This is a genomic window from Streptococcus suis S735 (assembly GCF_000294495.1).
Classification (GTDB): Bacteria; Bacillota; Bacilli; order Lactobacillales; family Streptococcaceae; genus Streptococcus; species Streptococcus suis.
In genome coordinates this window covers 39874-56331 of the sequence record NC_018526.1, presented here as the reverse complement: position 1 = coordinate 56331, position 16458 = coordinate 39874, and the positions used below count along the sequence as shown (strand labels likewise).

The window sequence follows — 16458 nt, the reverse complement described above, 5'->3', positions numbered from 1 at the left end:
ACAGGACAAAAATGTCACTTTATTGATTGTCAACTCTCCAATCTTCTTCAATCTTCTGTTCTAACTCTCTATTTTCTATCAATTTTGCAAATAGCACCGCATCTAGATAATGCTTTTCTGCCTCATCCCGATCCTTATCCACAAAAAGTGCATATTTCCATTTTAATACACTAACAATGGGCTTTTTCTGAAAATCTTGTGTCGACTGTATAATCTTATCTACACTGTCAAATATCTTTGGTATTGGTTCGTAATATTTTTTACTTCCTAATATATTTACACAAGATAATAGCGTGTCTCGTAAAACAAATAAATCATTTGAGTTGATGATATTGATTTGCTCATGTAAATGCTCTATAATTTTCAAAAACTGTCTAAATATTTCTGAATCACAGCTAGATAACCTAACATATTCAAGATGGAGCCTAACAATCAACAAATCATTCAATTCATACTTTCGTTTGCGAAAAATTTGTTCAAAGTAGTCTTCCAGTATCTCTTTTCCAAAGCCTGCTGTACCTGACTCTAAAGTATCAATTCGTGATTGAATCGCATCTATTGCTATCTTCTCCTCCTCAGGCAATTCATCATAATAATCGTCATAGATTTCTGTCATCATGGCATCTCGCTTTTCCGCCAAATCTTCATTACCATAAGTTGGGGTGCGAAGCACATCAAACTTCAGCTTGGAATATCTTTCGGGTAAAGATACATAATCTGGCATAAGCTCGTAAAGTCCCATACCTAAACGAGTTGCAATATACTGAATCTTTGAAAAAGTCGGCTTGGAAGCACCTGCTTCAATACGAGTTAATTGGCGCACAGAGAGTTCCAGTTCATCGTCACAAAACTGTTCACGTGTCATACTAGCAGATTCTCGTAATTGACGTACACGCTGTCCAAATTCCTTATCGTTCATAAACCACACCTCCAAATATACTTTTTAAATTATATCAAATATATTACACAAATTCCATATCATGCTCTTCTTAAAACAGACGGTTGGACTCATTTTTATTATAGCTTGAAGCCATAACAAAACAAAAGCCCGATGTTACGGGCATTAGTCAAGTAATCATAGCACTAACCTGAACGAAGTTCAGCGGACATCTTTAGACGTCGCTGGAGAGAAACAGCTTATAGCTGGTGTACAAGCCACCCGTTTTCACAGGTTGTTATGACTTGATTTATCTGTTAATATTTGTTTTATGTCCAATAAAGAAACAATCTTCCAATTCTGCTCCACACCATCAATTTGCAGGTTGATACTGTGAATTCCTGCGTTGACAGCTGTTTCTACATCGAGCAAACGGTCACCGATATAGTAGGTATTTTCCTTGTCCAGTCCGTATTTTTCGATGAGAAATAGCAGAGCTTCTGGACTTGGTTTGCGGGCAAAACCAGAATCGCTGGTCAAGATTTCTGTGAAATGGTGACGGACACCCAAATCCTCCAAGACCTGAAAAGCATTGTCACTCTTGTGGGTATAGACAAAGTTTTGAATACCTTGTTCCGCAGTCCAGTTTAAGATTTCCACCGCACCAGCCATCAAGGGAATCTGCGTATTCTTTTCCTTCAAGGAAGTCGCACGCACACGATTGAGCTCATCGCTATCCAGACCGTACTTGTCCGCATCACGCACCAGCAAATCCTTGACAGAATAGCGAAGGATAAACTTTCTTACTTCTGCACGGTCAAAGGGAAGAACATATTCTTGATAGGTTTCTTGAATCCCTGCCAAAATCGCTTCATAGGAATCCAACAGCGTTCCGTCCAAATCCCAAATAAATGTCGGTGTCATCTTATCTCCATTCGTATGCTTGATAGGGCTTGTCCAATTGGTAGCCCAGCTTTTCAGCCAGTTTCAAGGATGTCAAGGTGTGGGCATCCCAGCTAGGATAGAGACCGCGGTCTAAACAAGCTAAAATTAACTGAGCCGCACAGGCTTTTGCCAAACCCAGACCTCGATAGTCTTCCCTGGTATCCACTTCTATCTCAATCCCAGCTGAATAGCTGGCATAGGACGAAGCCCCTGAGACCACCTGCCCCTTGTGCAAGATGACATAGCCCAGCCCCAAGTCCAAAAATTGTTCCACATCTATATAATTTCCCACCAAATCCCGTGACCATTCCTCTACCAGACAAGCCTCGTACAGATTACGGTCAATCCGTTTCATATCAAAGCTTTCAGGCAAGTCATCAACCAGTTTCTGTAAATGCCCAAGGTCAAACTCAGTGTCCTTTTTCGTAGCATAGCGGGTAAAGGACCGAATCCCGTCTCCGTAAGTCCCTTCTATCAAGTCAGACCAGTTTTGGTTTTGAGGGACTAGAATCATATCCTTACCTTCGCAGATTTTTAGCAAGTCTCGATGTGGCTGGCCAGCTAAAAAACCAAAGAAGCTCTGCCGTCCGTAGAGTGCTAGGGCTGACTGGGGCAACTGGCTGTCATCAACATAAATGTCTCCCATGACACCTTCTAAACAGGTCCAGATAATCGTCTCAGGCCAGTCTCCAAATAAACGAGCTGCTTGTCTCATCTGCTCTGCCATTATTTTTCCGTATAGGGATAACCCAAGTGCTCGTAAGCCTTGGCTGTCGCAACCCGCCCTGTCCGCGTCCGCATGAGGAAGCCCTGCTGAATCAGGTAAGGTTCGTACATGTCCTCCACCGTCTCACGCTCCTCGGCAATATTGACCGACAGGGTGTTGAGGCCGACGGGACCGCCACCGTACATCTCAATCATGGTGCGGAGAATCTTCTGGTCCACATAGTCCAGCCCCTCTCGGTCCACATCCAGCATAGTCAGGGCCTTATCCGTAATGCTATCGTCAATCAGGCCGTCGCCCATAATCTGTGCGAAATCCCGCACCCGCTTGAGCAGACGGTTGGCGATACGGGGAGTTCCACGAGACCGACGAGCCAGCTCAATAGCAGCTTCATGAGTAATCTCCATGTCAAAGATATCCGCCGTCCGCTCGACAATCTCCGTCAAATCAGCCAGTTCGTAATACTCCATGTGACCGGTAATCCCAAATCGGGCCCGCAGGGGATTGGACAGCATACCCGCACGAGTGGTCGCTCCAATCAGGGTAAAAGGCGGCAACTCCAAATGCACGGAGCGACTGGCCTCCCCAGCCCCAATCATGATGTCGATGTAGAAGTCTTCCATGGCTGAGTAGAGAATCTCCTCGACCGCCATGGGCATACGGTGGATTTCATCGATAAAGAGGACGTCGCCAGGCTCCAAGTCGTTGAGAAGGGCCACCAAGTCACCTGCTTTTTCAATAACAGGACCACTAGTCTGCTTGATATTAACGCCCAGTTCGTTGGCGATGACAAAGGCCATGGTGGTCTTCCCCAAACCTGGAGGTCCAAACAGAAGGGTATGGTCCAAGGCTTCATCACGGAGCTTGGCTGCCTCGATAAAGATTTTGAGCTGGTCCTTAACCTTGTCCTGACCGATGTATTCGTTTAATTTCTGCGGACGCAGGGTACGCTCGACATATTCCTCGTCCTGCATTTGTTCCATATCTAAAATTCGATTTGTCATGAAACCATTATAGCATAAAATGAAAATACCAGACTCAGTGAGTCCAGTATTCTCAGGAGATTATATAATCCCTAGTCCTTGTCGCTTGCGACTTAGAGATAAGGATTGAAAAGATATGCCAGCCGTTTGAGCTTTAGCTCTTACGGATGACGATATTGAAACTATTTCAGTAAAAGTCTCGCTATTTCTAGCTTGAATAAAGTATAACTCGCCAAACTTAAGGGAAACTAAAAGAGAATTCATTCTATTTTTCACTATTTATAAAAACGTCTGTGAATTTTGGTCATAGCTACTTTACTCCTCAATTCGCACATGAACAAACCATTTGTCAATTCGCTTCTTCCCAGATTGCTGTAACCGCTCTGCGATTCCCTCCATATATTTTTCAAACTTTTCTTCCATCTTCGAAACTCTGGAGTTCTCTCTGTCACTTCCTCCCAAAGATAAGGTATATGTTGTTTGTTTCATTCTCTTCTCCTATCTATTCATTGTACAAGTAATCATCAGTATTCCATTTTATTATTAGGTAACCCTAGACTTAGACTGGTCGGTCCATTGACTCCCATTCACTAACTGGCTTGCGGTAAGCCTCTTAAGAAATCTTGATACAGATGATTTCTCTCCACTAACTGCTGGTGATGACCGTAGTCAGCTACTTGTCCATTTTTATCTAAAACCAAAATAGCATCTGCCTCACGCACCGTATGCAAACGGTGAGCAATGGTTAGCCTTGTTTTGCCAGCTGTTAATCGGTCAATCGCTTTGCTAATGACACGTTCTGTGACAGTATCTAAACTTGCTGTCGCCTCATCTAGCAAATAAATCGGATGTTCTAGCAGTAAGGCTCTTGCAATGCTGAACCGTTGTTTTTGGCCTTCCGACAAGCCTGTCCCATTTTCTGAAATCCGAGTATCTAAACCATCTTCCAACTCAGCTACTAAAGGAGACAATCCCAACTCCTTGAGAATATAAGCAATACGCTCTTCAGACACAGACTCGTTCTTTCCATACAATAGATTTTCTCTAATCGTCCCATGAAAGAGAGTATTGTCCTGAGGTATGAAGGAAATCAATCTTCTCATCTCCTTGGTTGAAATATCACTTAAACATTGTTGACCAATCCGAATCTTCCCCTTATAGTCTTGATAATATTTCATCAGCAAGGCAAAAATCGTTGACTTTCCGGCTCCGCTTGGCCCAACAATCGCCACGTGAGCTCCCTCAGGAATTCTAACCGATACTCCATTCAAAATCGGATCTGTATGATAGGAAAACCGAACTTTTTCCAACTGGATACTAGCAGCATCAACCAACTCTGTATCTACCTGTTCTTCCTTATTCAGTTCCAGCAATTCTACCAAACGTTTAGACACTGCATGAAACTCCGTCAGTTCATTTAGGGAAGCAGCAATGTCTGTGACTGGATCAATCAGTTGCATCATGTACAATACAAAGGTTGTCAATGTAGCCATGGTCATCACTCCCTTGGTTACTTCTATCCCCGCTATAAGCAACATCAGGATAATAAATCCCGTCATTAAGCTACTAACCAAGGTATGTTGCACCGCTGACAGTCCAATCATTTTCTCAAAGGTTTGTGACAGATACTGAAAAGACTTGCCCATCTCTCGCTGTTCATGCTTTTCTCCCTGAAAAGCCTTCATCAAACGAATCGTTGTAAATTTATGACTAATTCTACTAGAAACCTGCCCTAATCCCTCTTGGTAAGCAGAGTAGTAACCTTCCAACCGCTGATTCATCGGAATCATAACCATTGACAACAAAGGAAGCAAGAAGAGACTAAGACCCGTGAGCCACGGACTGATGGTCCACAGAAAATAAATTGACCCCATAACCATCAAACCATTCATCAAGAAATTTGGAAGAATAACGGTGATGAAGTTCAGAACAACCGACATATCATTAGTCAAACGACTAGCAAGATCACCTGATTGGTACTGATCCAAGTCCTTTACAGATGTGGTCAACAAGGATTCATAAATATATTGTTGCAACTGTTTGAGTGCATTACTACCACTACGCCCTATGAAATAATTAGATAGAGCCTGTACTGCATAGACCGATACAAAGAAAAGGATGAAACCTGCCAGCAATTCTGGCCGTGTTAATAGATTGCTCAAATAGGTTTGATCTAGCAATTTACCAATAAACTGGGGCAGGAACAAACCCATTCCAACCCCAAGTGCACTCAGAACTATCCCAAACAAGAACATCGTTTTATTGAGCGACTTCAACAACACTCCGACGAGTCTTTTATTCATAACTAGAACTCCAAATTCTTGAATTTTTTCGCAGCAATTTTAGTAAATACGAGTACGTAAATAATTGTGACACAGATAGCTCCTAAATAAGCAAGCCCCGCTCCTGTCAGGCCTTCGCTCGCCAAAGTCATATAACTAGTTGGAAAAAGCATCGCAACTGGACCGCCAACAATTGCTAAAATCATCATCGTAATCGTCACCAAAAATCCTGTGATCATTGTGGTAATATTTTTCAGATACAAACAAAGAGCAGTTGCCAAACTAATCGATAAAATATCTTTTAGCAAATAAGCGACAATACAAAATACATTACTCAAGCTCTCTGCCAAACTAGCTTCAAAAACAGCTGGACTACCAAAAGGTAGATGGATTACCCGAACATAATGTACAAATGCAGAGGTTACAAAGAAGAGACCATAGAAAATGACGATTGTTGCTAAGAGACCCAAATATTTAGACCAGAAAATCTGCTTCCGTCCAAGATCCCGGTATAAAAACATGGTATGTTCATCTACTTCTTTCCTAAAGACAGATATAGCCAAGAAATACAGGGTCAAACTAGGAAGAATGAAACTATCTGCTGAGCTCACCATCATATTCGTAAAGGCAACAAGGCTGACTTTATAGCCCTCACCAGCATGAATCTGCATAAAATTCGACCCTTCAATAAACGAAGTAACTAGATAAATAAAAGGAAACAAAGTGAATAGGAGATAAACCTGCGTCTCCTTTCGCTTCCAAATCGTTCTAAAGACAGCTGGAAAAATTTGCTTCATACTCACTACCCTTTCGTAAAGATTTCTTTCAAGTGATTCTCTTTCACTTCTAGTTTCACAATCAATTCTTGACGAGTCAACACACCAAAAATCTGATTTAGCTCACTTGTAGGTGTGGCAGTGGAAATCTCTAACACTTCCCCCTCTAGCACCACATGGTCATTGAGCAAGTCCTTCACAGAATCTAAGTTTTTAGTCGTGTCCAACTGCACGAGCACACTTGGATGAGATTTGCCTTCAAAAGCATCTGCCAATTCTCCCGATTCGATATAGACATAGCGGCTGCACAAGGCCTCCAGCTCACCTAGTTGGTGACTCGAAATCAGCATGGAAATTTGTCGCTCACTGGACCACTGCTTCAAGATATCAATCAATTTTTGAACACCAATCGGGTCCAAGCCCACAAAAGGCTCATCTAAGATCAGGAAATCTGGCTCCGCAACCAAGGCAATCGCCAAAGCTGTCCGTTGTTTCATACCGAACGAGAATCCCTTGGGTTTCCGATTGCGAGCATCCCATAACTCTACCAATTTCAAAGTCTTCTCAATATTTGGATAGAGGTCTTTTTTCCCATGCAGGTCCAAATAAAACTTGAGATTGTCCATAACAGTCATTTCTGGATAGAATACTGGATCAATCATAATCCCAAAGTCTGCTAACAAATTATCCTGGCTAAAAATATCCGTACCCTTATAAGTAATGGTTCCCGAACTTGGTTTTAGGGACTTGGCCATGAGTTTCATAAGCGTGGATTTTCCAGCACCGTTTTTTCCAATCAGACCAACAATCTCGCCCTTATTGATCTCCAAACTCACATCTTTTAGTGAGTAAAATTCATTTCCTGCAAACTGTTTTGATAAATGATTGATTTTAAGCATAAGTAGCTCCTTTTTCTTTCTTACGACCTGCCTGCTGAATAAAATAAGTGGCAATAGCTGTACCATAATATAGTACGGCAACAAATAGCATTTGTGATGGAACTAACAATTCTCCTGCCAGCTCGACACTCATGACATCATCTGAAACTGTATGCAGTTGAGCAAACTGCTCCCACTGACCATTGCTACTCGTAATGTAGGCAAAAGCGGCATAAAATATCATTGACATTGTTGGGAAAATGCCTGCTGACCACGCTTTCCAAGACTTATCTTTTTGTAATCCCATACAGATTGAATTGACGATGGGCGGTAGCAAATAAGTCAACAACAATAAAACAGGAACAGAGAGACTTAGCAATAGTTGCGAACTAGCAACTGTTAAACAAATATAAAATAGACTCAATAATAGAATAAATATCATCATGACCCTCACAATTAAAATGGAAATCTCGAAACCAACAGATTGTAGATCCAATGTCCTCCGATAGCATACTGCAAGCCAAAACGAGTAGCTAACACAGAAAACAATAAACCTAGTGGAGTTCGGATGATTAGATTATCCAGCAAGGAATAATTCATATGCAACAAAACTCCAAACAAGAGAGAAGTGACCAACATAGCTAGCCAAGTAGGATATTCACTTTTTAGAATACGATAGATAAGATAACGGAACAAGAATTCTTCACAAGTCGCAATAATAAATTGATTCACATACTCATCACTCTGAATAAACCAGAAATTGACCAAGAAAATTGCAATAGCCAGCAAAACAAAGCTTTTCCAACTGAACTTCACTTCCGATAGCTCCTGACAAAGCTGATAACGCTTGGTTATCATAGATGGAAGTAGAATAAACCCTATTGGCATTCCAACCATAATAGAAAATAGGTAGGCTAGCTGTAGAAATTGACTAGAGCTAAACAAAACCAAAGATGTTGCCAAAAGATAACTAATGGAGGCTAAAACAATCAAAGCAAGCGATAAAGCAACTGGCCTCATATAGCGCACTACCATAAAACACCTCTAAAATTCTAGCTTTTCAAAGTTCGAACGACCTTTGAGATAGGTAGCAACAGTATAAAATGTCGTTATAGCTACTACCAAGGACCATGCAAGCAGTGGCTGATCAAGACTCATCTTAGCATAGCCATTCGGCACAACATAACGAACTCCAATGAGAAGTGGTGCAGTTGTTGTAAACAGTGACCAAAAAACTCCTGCTAAAACTGCCTGTAAGGATTTGGCTTTGATAGAAACCGTAGAAACCAATAAAATACCGATAACATTGATTGAAATTGTTGCAAAAATAGATAGGAAAGTGGACTGTACATTACTCCAATCATCCGATACTACTTTTCCAGAAGCATTCAAGAAGCCAAAATAAGCAATCGCACTTGTCAGCACTGTTAGAAGGACATAAGAGGCATACATCACCACTAAACTAATGATTTTTGCATTAAAAAGTCGGGTTCTATTCAGATCTTTATATAAAAATAGAATGCCACTATCAATCTCGTCCCTAAAGACTGCTGAAATAATCAAGGATAACAGTAATACAGGTAACACTATCCCGTCCTGTGTTGCCAATGCTGCTCCTAGAAAATCTAAAAAATTATCCGTATATTCAGCCTTTACGCCTACCAAAAATTTGGACAATATAGGAACTAAGATTGGCAAACCCGCAAAAGCATAGAACAAAGCAACATCCCTTCGATGTATCACCGACTTAAAAATTGACCTAAACATATTCATATTGTTTCCCCTTTTTATCAATAAGATAGGAACTGTAACAAATTCCCATCTTATTGATAGCTAAATCAAATTAGCTATCAAGTTCTTTTTACAAAGTGTGACGACCGCGGCGATAAGTGTATTTGATGATACCTAAATCAATAGTGATGCGCTTATTCTTCTTAAATAATTGTTTCATTTTTACTCCTTTTTCTTTAAAAATTTACAAATAATATGATTTACTAATCTGTTTACAAAGTATGACGACCACGACGATAGGTGTATTTGATAATACCTAGATCGATTGTCACACGTTTATTTTTCTTAAAAAATTTGTTCATTTCTATTTCCTCCTATTACTTTAACAATTTGATTTACTGATTGATTTACAAGGTATGACGACCACGACGGTAGCTATACTTAATAATCCCGAGGTCAATCGTTGTACGTTTGTTTACAATCTTGAACTTCTTTTTCATCCTTCTTCTCCTTTCATTTTTCCTACACTTGTTTATTCGTAAATCATTTTGAAAATGATTTATTTTTTTCAAGTGTGTATCTCCTTGAGGGGGATTTTCCCTCTCACTATACTTATTCGCAAATCGTTTTCTTTTTTTTGAAAAAATCTTATTTTTTTGAATAAGTTGTGAGCTTGCTTCCCCTACACTTATCTATTCGTAAAATTTTGGGAGTGGGACAGAACTCGACCAATCTAAAGAGTTCGTCTTCCCACCCCGCACAGTTGATTAGGTCAGATTTGGAGCGTGAAACGCGAACGAATCTGCCAATCAACCACTGCGCTGAAATGTTGATACGAACTCTGAGAAGCTAGGCTGGACTTTCTGCTCATCCTCTTACGAATGATTGTCTAGCGGAGGGAGCTTGTTTTCCCCTTCACCTATTTATTCGCAAGTAAACAAAAAAATTCTCTGGAAAATCCAAAGAATTTTGATTTTTTTATAATCCAAGTCGTTCAAAGATGTCATCCACCCGCTTAGCATAGTAGTCGGGGTTGAAGAGTTCATCGATTTCTTCCTGACTGAGTTTGGCAGTCACACGCTCATCCGCTTCGAGAAGGGGCTTGAAGTCCACTTGATTGTCCCATGATTGCGCCGTTTTTGGTTGCACCAAATCATAGGCTTCCTCACGTGTCATGCCTTTCTCAATCAAGCTGAGCATGACACGCTGACTGTAAATCAAGCCAAAGGTTGACTCCATATTGCGTTTCATATTTTCAGGGAAGACCGTCAAGTTCTTAACGATATTGCCAAAACGGTTGAGCATATAGTTGATGAGAATGGTCGTATCCGGCGTGATAATCCGCTCCGCTGACGAGTGGGAAATATCGCGTTCGTGCCAGAGAGCCACATTCTCAAAAGCCGTCACCAAGTGACCACGCACCACACGAGCCAGACCGGTCATATTTTCAGAGCCGATAGGGTTGCGTTTATGGGGCATAGCAGAGCTACCCTTTTGGCCTTTGGCGAAATACTCTTCGACTTCACGTTGTTCAGATTTTTGTAGCCCACGGATCTCTGTCGCCATACGCTCGATAGACGTTGCAATCAAGGCTAGGGCTGAGAAATATTCTGCGTGAAGGTCACGAGGAAGAACCTGGGTCGAAATTTCCTGCGGACGAATACCCAATTTGCCACAAACATATTCTTCCACAAATGGAGGAATATTGGCAAAGTTTCCAACCGCACCTGAAATTTTACCAGCCTCAACGCCCTTGGCCGCCACATCAAAACGCTCCATGTTGCGTTTCATTTCGCTATACCAAGTTGCTAATTTAAGACCGAAGGTCGTTGGCTCCGCATGGACACCGTGGGTCCGGCCCATCATAATCGTGTACTTGTGCTCACGAGCCTTGTCGGCGATGATAGTGGTAAAGTTTTCAAGGTCACGACGGATGATGTCGTTGGCCTGCTTGTATAGGTAGCCGTAAGCCGTATCCACCACGTCGGTCGAAGTCAGACCATAGTGGACCCACTTACGTTCCTCACCAAGACTTTCCGAAACCGCACGCGTGAAAGCCACCACATCGTGACGAGTTTCCTCTTCAATCTCTAAAATACGGTCGATGTCAAAAGTCGCCTTCTCACGAATCAAGGCCACATCTTCCTTGGGAATCTCACCCAACTCAGCCCAAGCCTCATCAGCGAGGATTTCCACCTCCAACCAAGCCTCGTACTTGTTCTCTTCACTCCAAATAGCCGCCATCTCTGGGCGGGAATAACGTTCAATCATTTTATTTGCTCCTTACTTCTAGTTGCATCAAGTTACTAATATAACTTAATGTATAATTATCTTCTAAAGTTTTGTAGTGACTGCTAAATTCTTTAATAAACTCTTCCTTCAAAATTTTATTATTGCGATATTGGCGAGCAACAGCAATGATAGATTCTATAATTTCTTGAGTATCACTATCGTCAATATAACAGTTAGACTCCTCTAACCTACTTATTGTATCATCGTTAATACTTTCCTGTTTTTTGACTTCTTCTAAAATTATATATACTTCCTTCAAATAAGGATAATCGAATGTAACCTGCATATTATTTTTTGTTAATAAATCTAAGTTTTCTATTCGCTCTCCTACCTTAATATCTTTTTCTGCGTAAATATATTCAATTTCATCAATTAAGTCTTGAGGGATTCTATCCTCTAGTAAAATTATTGATAAATATCTACTAATTTCCATTTTATCAAAATCAAGAGGATATATTCCCTCAATAAATTTTAAATATGACGATTTATCAGATGTATTTCTCAAATAAATAAGAATTTCACTTAAAGCTATCCGTTCATCTATTTTTATGGAACTTAATCCTCGGCGATTCTCCATATGTAAAAATATCTTCTGAGCTTTTGAATCATTTCTGAGTTCATATGAATAAGTTCCTGATTTATTACTTCCTTCCTCCACAAGTAGGTAGTAGTTTTTTACTATTCTAGAGAGCACTCGCCCTATCAATTTCCTAATACTATCGTTGATTAAAATTACTTGAGAATCAGAAACTGATTCTTCATAACTGATTTGATTATTAGAGAAAAATTTACTAATAAGTTCATATTCCCATCTATTCCCCACTGCTGAAAATCTATCATACCTCGCATTAGAATAAAACTCTTTTAAAAGTTCTAAAAATTGGCATTCTTGTTTACTAAAAATCTTTTTATTGATCGCTTTTTCAATTCTGCTATGTAATTCAACTTGATTATGAATCTTTAGACTTTCAGAAAAGTCTTCTATGGAATCAACCTCATCGAACTCCCACAACACTAATATTATTTTCTGTAGTCTTTCGACTCCTACAGAAATGTTGTATAAAGCCAAAAATAATTCCGTAGGCATCTCTGGAGCAATTCTATCCATATTATTTACAATGGAAATACCAGTATATATAAATTCTCCTGAGATATCCAACTCTGAAACCATATTAAAATTTTTGAAATACCACTCTTTATTTAACACCCTATATCTCCCTAAAATTTTTATTTATTCAACTGAATTAATATCTTCTCCCTATCATATTGAGTTAGTCTTTCAATTTTTAATAGAGCTGTCAGTCAAGGTATCCTTGGTGTTTTTTATTATTAATTTATTATCTGTAATTAGCCTATCTTTTATTTGTTCTATAAAAGGTTTCATTCTTCTATACGCTCGTTGACTAAGTTCTAATTCATAGTCAATGTTTTTACGTTGCTCGGCTATCAAATGGATTGCATTCCTGTACTCATAAATTTCAATAATATCGGATGGTAAATCTGCAACAACTTTATTTCCTTTTTGATAAATTTTTGAAATTATATTTAATTCCTCTGCTGCACGACACTTTGCATCAAAACGAATTGAAGTTGATGCCTTCCTCTTTCTTTGATAAAAAAATGTATGTATTTCTATATTTTTTGTACCATTATCTACTAGATGGATTAATTCTCTTTCTAATTTTTTCCTCTTTTCTTCTGGTATGTCAATTTTTGTCATCACATTATTTTGATGGACCAAATCATCATAAACTTGAGTATCACTATAGTATGTCTCTAAAACGTACTCTACTACTGCTTCATATATAGAGGCATATGCTAAAATTTGACTGCGAATTTCAAAAATTAAATGTTCCTCCTCAGCCGTTATCCCTTCGTATAACTTGTAAGCGTACCGAATTGATTTAAACTCTCTAATAATTCTATTCTTCAGACTCACATCATGTATAAAATCAAACTCTTTCTCATACCAGTCATTATTAGGCAAGTGATTATTGCAATATCTTTTAATCTCTTCTTGAATTTTTTGTGGTAATGGCATGTCATAAACCTCTTTTTAATAACTAAAAAATCAGAAAGCAATCTTAATTTTCAAACTCCTCCACACTTTCCGCATCTTCCCCCAACACCGTCACGTGTCCCATTTTGCGATTGTGCTTCGCTTCTAGTTTACCATAAAAGTGGGGATGGGCGGTAGGGTTTTCTTGAAGAAAGGTTTGGACTGTTTCCATGTCTTGTCCCAAAACGTTAATCATAACTGCTGGTGAAAGCAGGCGGATAGGGGGCAGGGGCTCCCCTAAAATGCCTCGTATATGGGTGTCAAACTGTGAAAAATCACAGGCTTCAATCGAATAATGTCCTGAATTGTGCGGGCGAGGAGCGATTTCATTCACAAGAATTTCTTGCCCTGCCACAAACATTTCAACACAGAGGGTGCCTACTAAATGGAGCTTGTCGGCGATTTGCAGGGCCATGGTTTTGGCTTTTTCAGCAAGTTCGTCAAAAATACGGGCAGGCACGATGGTTTTGTAAAGGATATTATTGCGGTGGATATTTTCCTGCACAGGAAAGACGGTGTAGTCGGAGCCATTGCCAGATACAAGGACGGAGATTTCCAGGTCGAAATTCACAAACTCTTCCAAAACACACTCGGCAGAGTTAGCTAACTGACTAGCTTCTACCAAGTCCGCCTCTTCTCGAATGACCTTCTGGCCATGTCCGTCATAGCCCCCAGTGGCTGTCTTTAAGACATAGTTTTTGCTGAGGTCCAGTCCTTCTAGGTCTAGGCTAGATGTGACGACTTTGTAGGGGGCGACTTGCACGCCAGCTTTTTTTGCCAAAAAATCCTTCTCAAAAATGCGGTTTTGGGAAATACGGAGGAGGTCAGTCCCTTGAGGGAGCTGGCCGTCCTTGATGACCGCGTCCAGTCCGTCGGCATCAACATTTTCAAACTCATAGGTCAGGACATCGCACCGCTCCGCCAGCTGTTTGAGGGCCGCCACATCGTGATAGGGAGCGACGATGACCTCGCTGACCTTGGAGGCTGGGCAGTCCGCCGCAGGATCCAGCGTGATCACCTTGTGGCCCATGTAAATAGCGGAAATAGCCATCATCTGACCCAGCTGACCGCCGCCGATAATTCCGATTGTCTTAGATGAGGTCATCTGTCATCGCCTCCGCAATTTTTTCCTGTTCCTTGGCAAAATCTGCCAGCTGAGCCGCAATGGTTTGATCTTCAATGGAGAGAATGCGAAGAGCTGTCAGGGCTGCGTTGGTGGCACCTGCTTCGCCGATCGCCATAGTCGCAACAGGCACGCCGCCCGGCATCTGCACAATAGAATAGAGCGAATCCACACCGCTGAGGGCACGGGATTGGACAGGAACACCGATGACAGGTAGGGTTGTCTTGGCTGCTACCATACCTGGCAAATGAGCCGCACCGCCCGCTCCTGCGATAATGACCTTGAAGCCATGACCACGCGCTTCTTCGGCGTGACGGAACATGAGGTCTGGGGTGCGGTGGGCAGAGACCACTTTCTTTTCATAGGCTACGCCAAATTTGTCCAGCATATCGGCTGCTTTTTTCATGGTTTTCCAGTCGGAACTAGAACCCATGATGATGGAAATTGGAATGTTCATGCTTGTCTTTCCTTTTCTTTATCCCTTATTTTACTGCCTTACTTCCAATATCTGTCCGATAAAAGAGGCCTGTGGTATCTTGATTTTTCAGCTCCGAGTAAATTTTTTCTTGGGCGTCTTGGACGGTGTCTGCTGTGGTGACTAGCATATAAACCCGACCGCCGTTTGAAAGCAGTGCTCTGCTATTTTCCGCAAAACGAGCCCCTGCATAGTAGGTCGTGATGTCGCCCTCGGTCTTTGCTGGCAACTCTACGCCTTTTTCGTAGTCCAGAGGGTAGCCGTTTGATGCCACGACAACACCCAGCGTCACGCCACTATCCAGCCAAGTCAGCTGTGTCGGGCGTTTGTGGAGGATGTCGTCGATGTTCTGAGCAAAGTCAGAGGTCAGGCGAGGCAGGATAATCTGGGTTTCTGGGTCGCCAAAACGGGCGTTGAACTCGATGACCTTGGGACCTTGGTCGGTCAGAATCAAGCCAGCATAGAGCACGCCCAGATAAGACCGGCCTTCCGCAATCATGCCCTCAAGAATCGGCTTGACAATGGTGTCAACCGCTGTGTCCACCACGCTTTGAGGCAGGTGGGGAACAGGAGCGTAAGCCCCCATACCACCTGTGTTGGGACCTTGGTCGCCGTCAAAGGCACGCTTGTGGTCCTGGGCTGTCGGCAGAATGTAAAATTGGTCGCCATTGACCAGAGCAAAGAGGGAAAACTCCTCACCCGCCAAGAACTCCTCGATGACCACGCGGGCACCCGAGTCGCCGAACTTGTTGTCCAAGAGCATCTCCCGTGCCGCTTCGACCGCCTGCTCGACGGTTTCCGCCACGACCACGCCCTTGCCCAGTGCCAAGCCGTCCGCCTTGACCACGATTGGTGCACCCTGCTCTTCGATGTAGGCTTTGGCTTCTTCGAAGTTGGAAAATGTGCCAAAGGCTGCTGTTGGAATGCCGTATTTGACCATGATTTGTTTGGCAAAGTCTTTTGACCACTCTAGCTCCGCGGCTAGACGACTAGGGCCAAAAGCTTTAAGTCCCGCCTGTTCAAAATCATCAACGATTCCTGCTGCCAGAGCATCGTCTGGACCCACAAAAGTCCAAGCAACGTCATTTTCCTTAGCAAAGTTGATTATAGCAGAATGTTCGGAGATCCCGATATTGACTAACTCGATACCATCTAAAGTCATTCCGTCATTTCCAGGAGCAACAAAGACCTGCTCTACCTGCTCAGACTCTAACAATTTCTTTGCGATAGCATGTTCACGACCACCAGACCCGACAACCAAAAGTTTCATTTTTTACACCTCAAAAACGGATTTTCTATAAATAGTATAGCAA

17 protein-coding genes are annotated in these 16458 nt (G+C 41.7%); all 17 read right to left on the bottom strand.

Annotated features, from left to right (window positions below; genetic code table 11):
• Nucleotides 1–19 precede the first annotated feature (19 nt).
• Entirely contained in the window at nucleotides 20–919 is a 900-nt protein-coding gene (locus YYK_RS00330) for a helix-turn-helix domain-containing protein (RefSeq protein ID WP_012774888.1), read from the bottom strand.
• Nucleotides 920–1165: 246 nt separating this feature from the next.
• Nucleotides 1166–1801, bottom strand: a complete 636-nt coding sequence (locus tag YYK_RS00325) for an HAD-IA family hydrolase (RefSeq protein WP_011921671.1) — start codon at nucleotides 1799–1801, stop codon at nucleotides 1166–1168.
• A gap of 1 nt (nucleotide 1802) precedes the next feature.
• Nucleotides 1803–2549 (bottom strand): GNAT family N-acetyltransferase, encoded by a 747-nt coding sequence (locus YYK_RS00320; RefSeq protein ID WP_011921670.1) that lies wholly within the window; start codon nucleotides 2547–2549, stop codon nucleotides 1803–1805.
• Complete coding sequence (ruvB, locus tag YYK_RS00315; RefSeq protein WP_004195448.1) at nucleotides 2549–3550, bottom strand: Holliday junction branch migration DNA helicase RuvB; 1002 nt, start codon at nucleotides 3548–3550, stop codon at nucleotides 2549–2551. Before ruvB ends, YYK_RS00320 begins: the two co-directional genes overlap by 1 nt.
• Before the next feature lie 294 nt (nucleotides 3551–3844).
• Nucleotides 3845–4018 carry a hypothetical protein gene (locus YYK_RS10245; RefSeq protein WP_011921669.1) on the bottom strand — a complete coding sequence of 58 codons (174 nt, stop codon included), beginning with the start codon at nucleotides 4016–4018 and terminating at the stop codon, nucleotides 3845–3847.
• Between the two features lie 101 nt (nucleotides 4019–4119).
• Nucleotides 4120–5832, bottom strand: a complete 1713-nt coding sequence (locus YYK_RS00310; RefSeq protein ID WP_014917170.1) for an ABC transporter ATP-binding protein — start codon at nucleotides 5830–5832, stop codon at nucleotides 4120–4122.
• A 2-nt stretch (nucleotides 5833–5834) separates the two neighbouring features.
• Nucleotides 5835–6608, bottom strand: a complete 774-nt coding sequence (locus YYK_RS00305; RefSeq protein ID WP_012775420.1) for a membrane protein — start codon at nucleotides 6606–6608, stop codon at nucleotides 5835–5837.
• Between the two features lie 5 nt (nucleotides 6609–6613).
• Nucleotides 6614–7486 carry an ABC transporter ATP-binding protein gene (locus YYK_RS00300; RefSeq protein ID WP_011921665.1) on the bottom strand — a complete coding sequence of 291 codons (873 nt, stop codon included), beginning with the start codon at nucleotides 7484–7486 and terminating at the stop codon, nucleotides 6614–6616.
• Nucleotides 7479–7907 (bottom strand): Msa family membrane protein, encoded by a 429-nt coding sequence (locus YYK_RS00295; protein WP_014636188.1) that lies wholly within the window; start codon nucleotides 7905–7907, stop codon nucleotides 7479–7481. The genes YYK_RS00300 and YYK_RS00295 overlap by 8 nt, the downstream gene beginning before the upstream one ends.
• Nucleotides 7908–7921: 14 nt before the next feature.
• Complete coding sequence (locus YYK_RS00290) at nucleotides 7922–8500, bottom strand: CPBP family intramembrane glutamic endopeptidase (protein WP_011921662.1); 579 nt, start codon at nucleotides 8498–8500, stop codon at nucleotides 7922–7924.
• A gap of 9 nt (nucleotides 8501–8509) precedes the next feature.
• Nucleotides 8510–9238: a hypothetical protein gene (locus tag YYK_RS00285; protein WP_012774884.1), complete on the bottom strand. Its 729-nt coding sequence runs from the start codon at nucleotides 9236–9238 to the stop codon at nucleotides 8510–8512.
• 936 nt (nucleotides 9239–10174) lie between these two features.
• The gene (purB, locus tag YYK_RS00280; protein WP_011921659.1) at nucleotides 10175–11467 is read right to left on the bottom strand and encodes an adenylosuccinate lyase; all 1293 of its coding nucleotides are present in this window, start codon (nucleotides 11465–11467) and stop codon (nucleotides 10175–10177) included.
• A 1-nt stretch (nucleotide 11468) separates the two neighbouring features.
• On the bottom strand, nucleotides 11469–12695 hold the full coding sequence (locus YYK_RS00275) for a hypothetical protein (protein ID WP_011922536.1): 1227 nt from the start codon (nucleotides 12693–12695) through the stop codon (nucleotides 11469–11471).
• A gap of 72 nt (nucleotides 12696–12767) precedes the next feature.
• On the bottom strand, nucleotides 12768–13529 hold the full coding sequence (locus tag YYK_RS00270; protein WP_011921656.1) for a hypothetical protein: 762 nt from the start codon (nucleotides 13527–13529) through the stop codon (nucleotides 12768–12770).
• A 43-nt stretch (nucleotides 13530–13572) separates the two neighbouring features.
• On the bottom strand, nucleotides 13573–14652 hold the full coding sequence (purK, locus tag YYK_RS00265; RefSeq protein WP_012774883.1) for a 5-(carboxyamino)imidazole ribonucleotide synthase: 1080 nt from the start codon (nucleotides 14650–14652) through the stop codon (nucleotides 13573–13575).
• Nucleotides 14639–15127, bottom strand: coding sequence for a 5-(carboxyamino)imidazole ribonucleotide mutase (gene purE / locus YYK_RS00260; RefSeq protein ID WP_011921654.1), 489 nt, complete (start codon nucleotides 15125–15127; stop codon nucleotides 14639–14641). Before purE ends, purK begins: the two co-directional genes overlap by 14 nt.
• A gap of 25 nt (nucleotides 15128–15152) precedes the next feature.
• Nucleotides 15153–16415, bottom strand: a complete 1263-nt coding sequence (gene purD / locus YYK_RS00255; protein ID WP_014917169.1) for a phosphoribosylamine--glycine ligase — start codon at nucleotides 16413–16415, stop codon at nucleotides 15153–15155.
• Between the last annotated feature and the right edge of the window lie 43 nt (nucleotides 16416–16458).

Excerpts from the sequence above, each read along its gene's own strand:
- YYK_RS00305 (WP_012775420.1), bottom strand. The coding sequence starts at position 6,608 with ATGAAGCAAATTTTTCCAGCTGTCTTTAGAACGATTTGGAAGCGAAAG.
- YYK_RS00270 (WP_011921656.1), bottom strand. The coding sequence starts at position 13,529 with ATGCCATTACCACAAAAAATTCAAGAAGAGATTAAAAGATATTGCAAT.
- YYK_RS00290 (WP_011921662.1), bottom strand. The coding sequence starts at position 8,500 with ATGGTAGTGCGCTATATGAGGCCAGTTGCTTTATCGCTTGCTTTGATT.
- purE (WP_011921654.1), bottom strand. The coding sequence starts at position 15,127 with ATGAACATTCCAATTTCCATCATCATGGGTTCTAGTTCCGACTGGAAA.
- ruvB (WP_004195448.1), bottom strand. The coding sequence starts at position 3,550 with ATGACAAATCGAATTTTAGATATGGAACAAATGCAGGACGAGGAATAT.
- YYK_RS00330 (WP_012774888.1), bottom strand. The coding sequence starts at position 919 with ATGAACGATAAGGAATTTGGACAGCGTGTACGTCAATTACGAGAATCT.
- purB (WP_011921659.1), bottom strand. The coding sequence starts at position 11,467 with ATGATTGAACGTTATTCCCGCCCAGAGATGGCGGCTATTTGGAGTGAA.
- YYK_RS00285 (WP_012774884.1), bottom strand. The coding sequence starts at position 9,238 with ATGAATATGTTTAGGTCAATTTTTAAGTCGGTGATACATCGAAGGGAT.
- YYK_RS00320 (WP_011921670.1), bottom strand. The coding sequence starts at position 2,549 with ATGGCAGAGCAGATGAGACAAGCAGCTCGTTTATTTGGAGACTGGCCT.
- YYK_RS00300 (WP_011921665.1), bottom strand. The coding sequence starts at position 7,486 with ATGCTTAAAATCAATCATTTATCAAAACAGTTTGCAGGAAATGAATTT.
- YYK_RS10245 (WP_011921669.1), bottom strand. The coding sequence starts at position 4,018 with ATGAAACAAACAACATATACCTTATCTTTGGGAGGAAGTGACAGAGAG.
- purK (WP_012774883.1), bottom strand. The coding sequence starts at position 14,652 with ATGACCTCATCTAAGACAATCGGAATTATCGGCGGCGGTCAGCTGGGT.
- YYK_RS00325 (WP_011921671.1), bottom strand. The coding sequence starts at position 1,801 with ATGACACCGACATTTATTTGGGATTTGGACGGAACGCTGTTGGATTCC.
- YYK_RS00295 (WP_014636188.1), bottom strand. The coding sequence starts at position 7,907 with ATGATATTTATTCTATTATTGAGTCTATTTTATATTTGTTTAACAGTT.
- YYK_RS00310 (WP_014917170.1), bottom strand. The coding sequence starts at position 5,832 with ATGAATAAAAGACTCGTCGGAGTGTTGTTGAAGTCGCTCAATAAAACG.
- purD (WP_014917169.1), bottom strand. The coding sequence starts at position 16,415 with ATGAAACTTTTGGTTGTCGGGTCTGGTGGTCGTGAACATGCTATCGCA.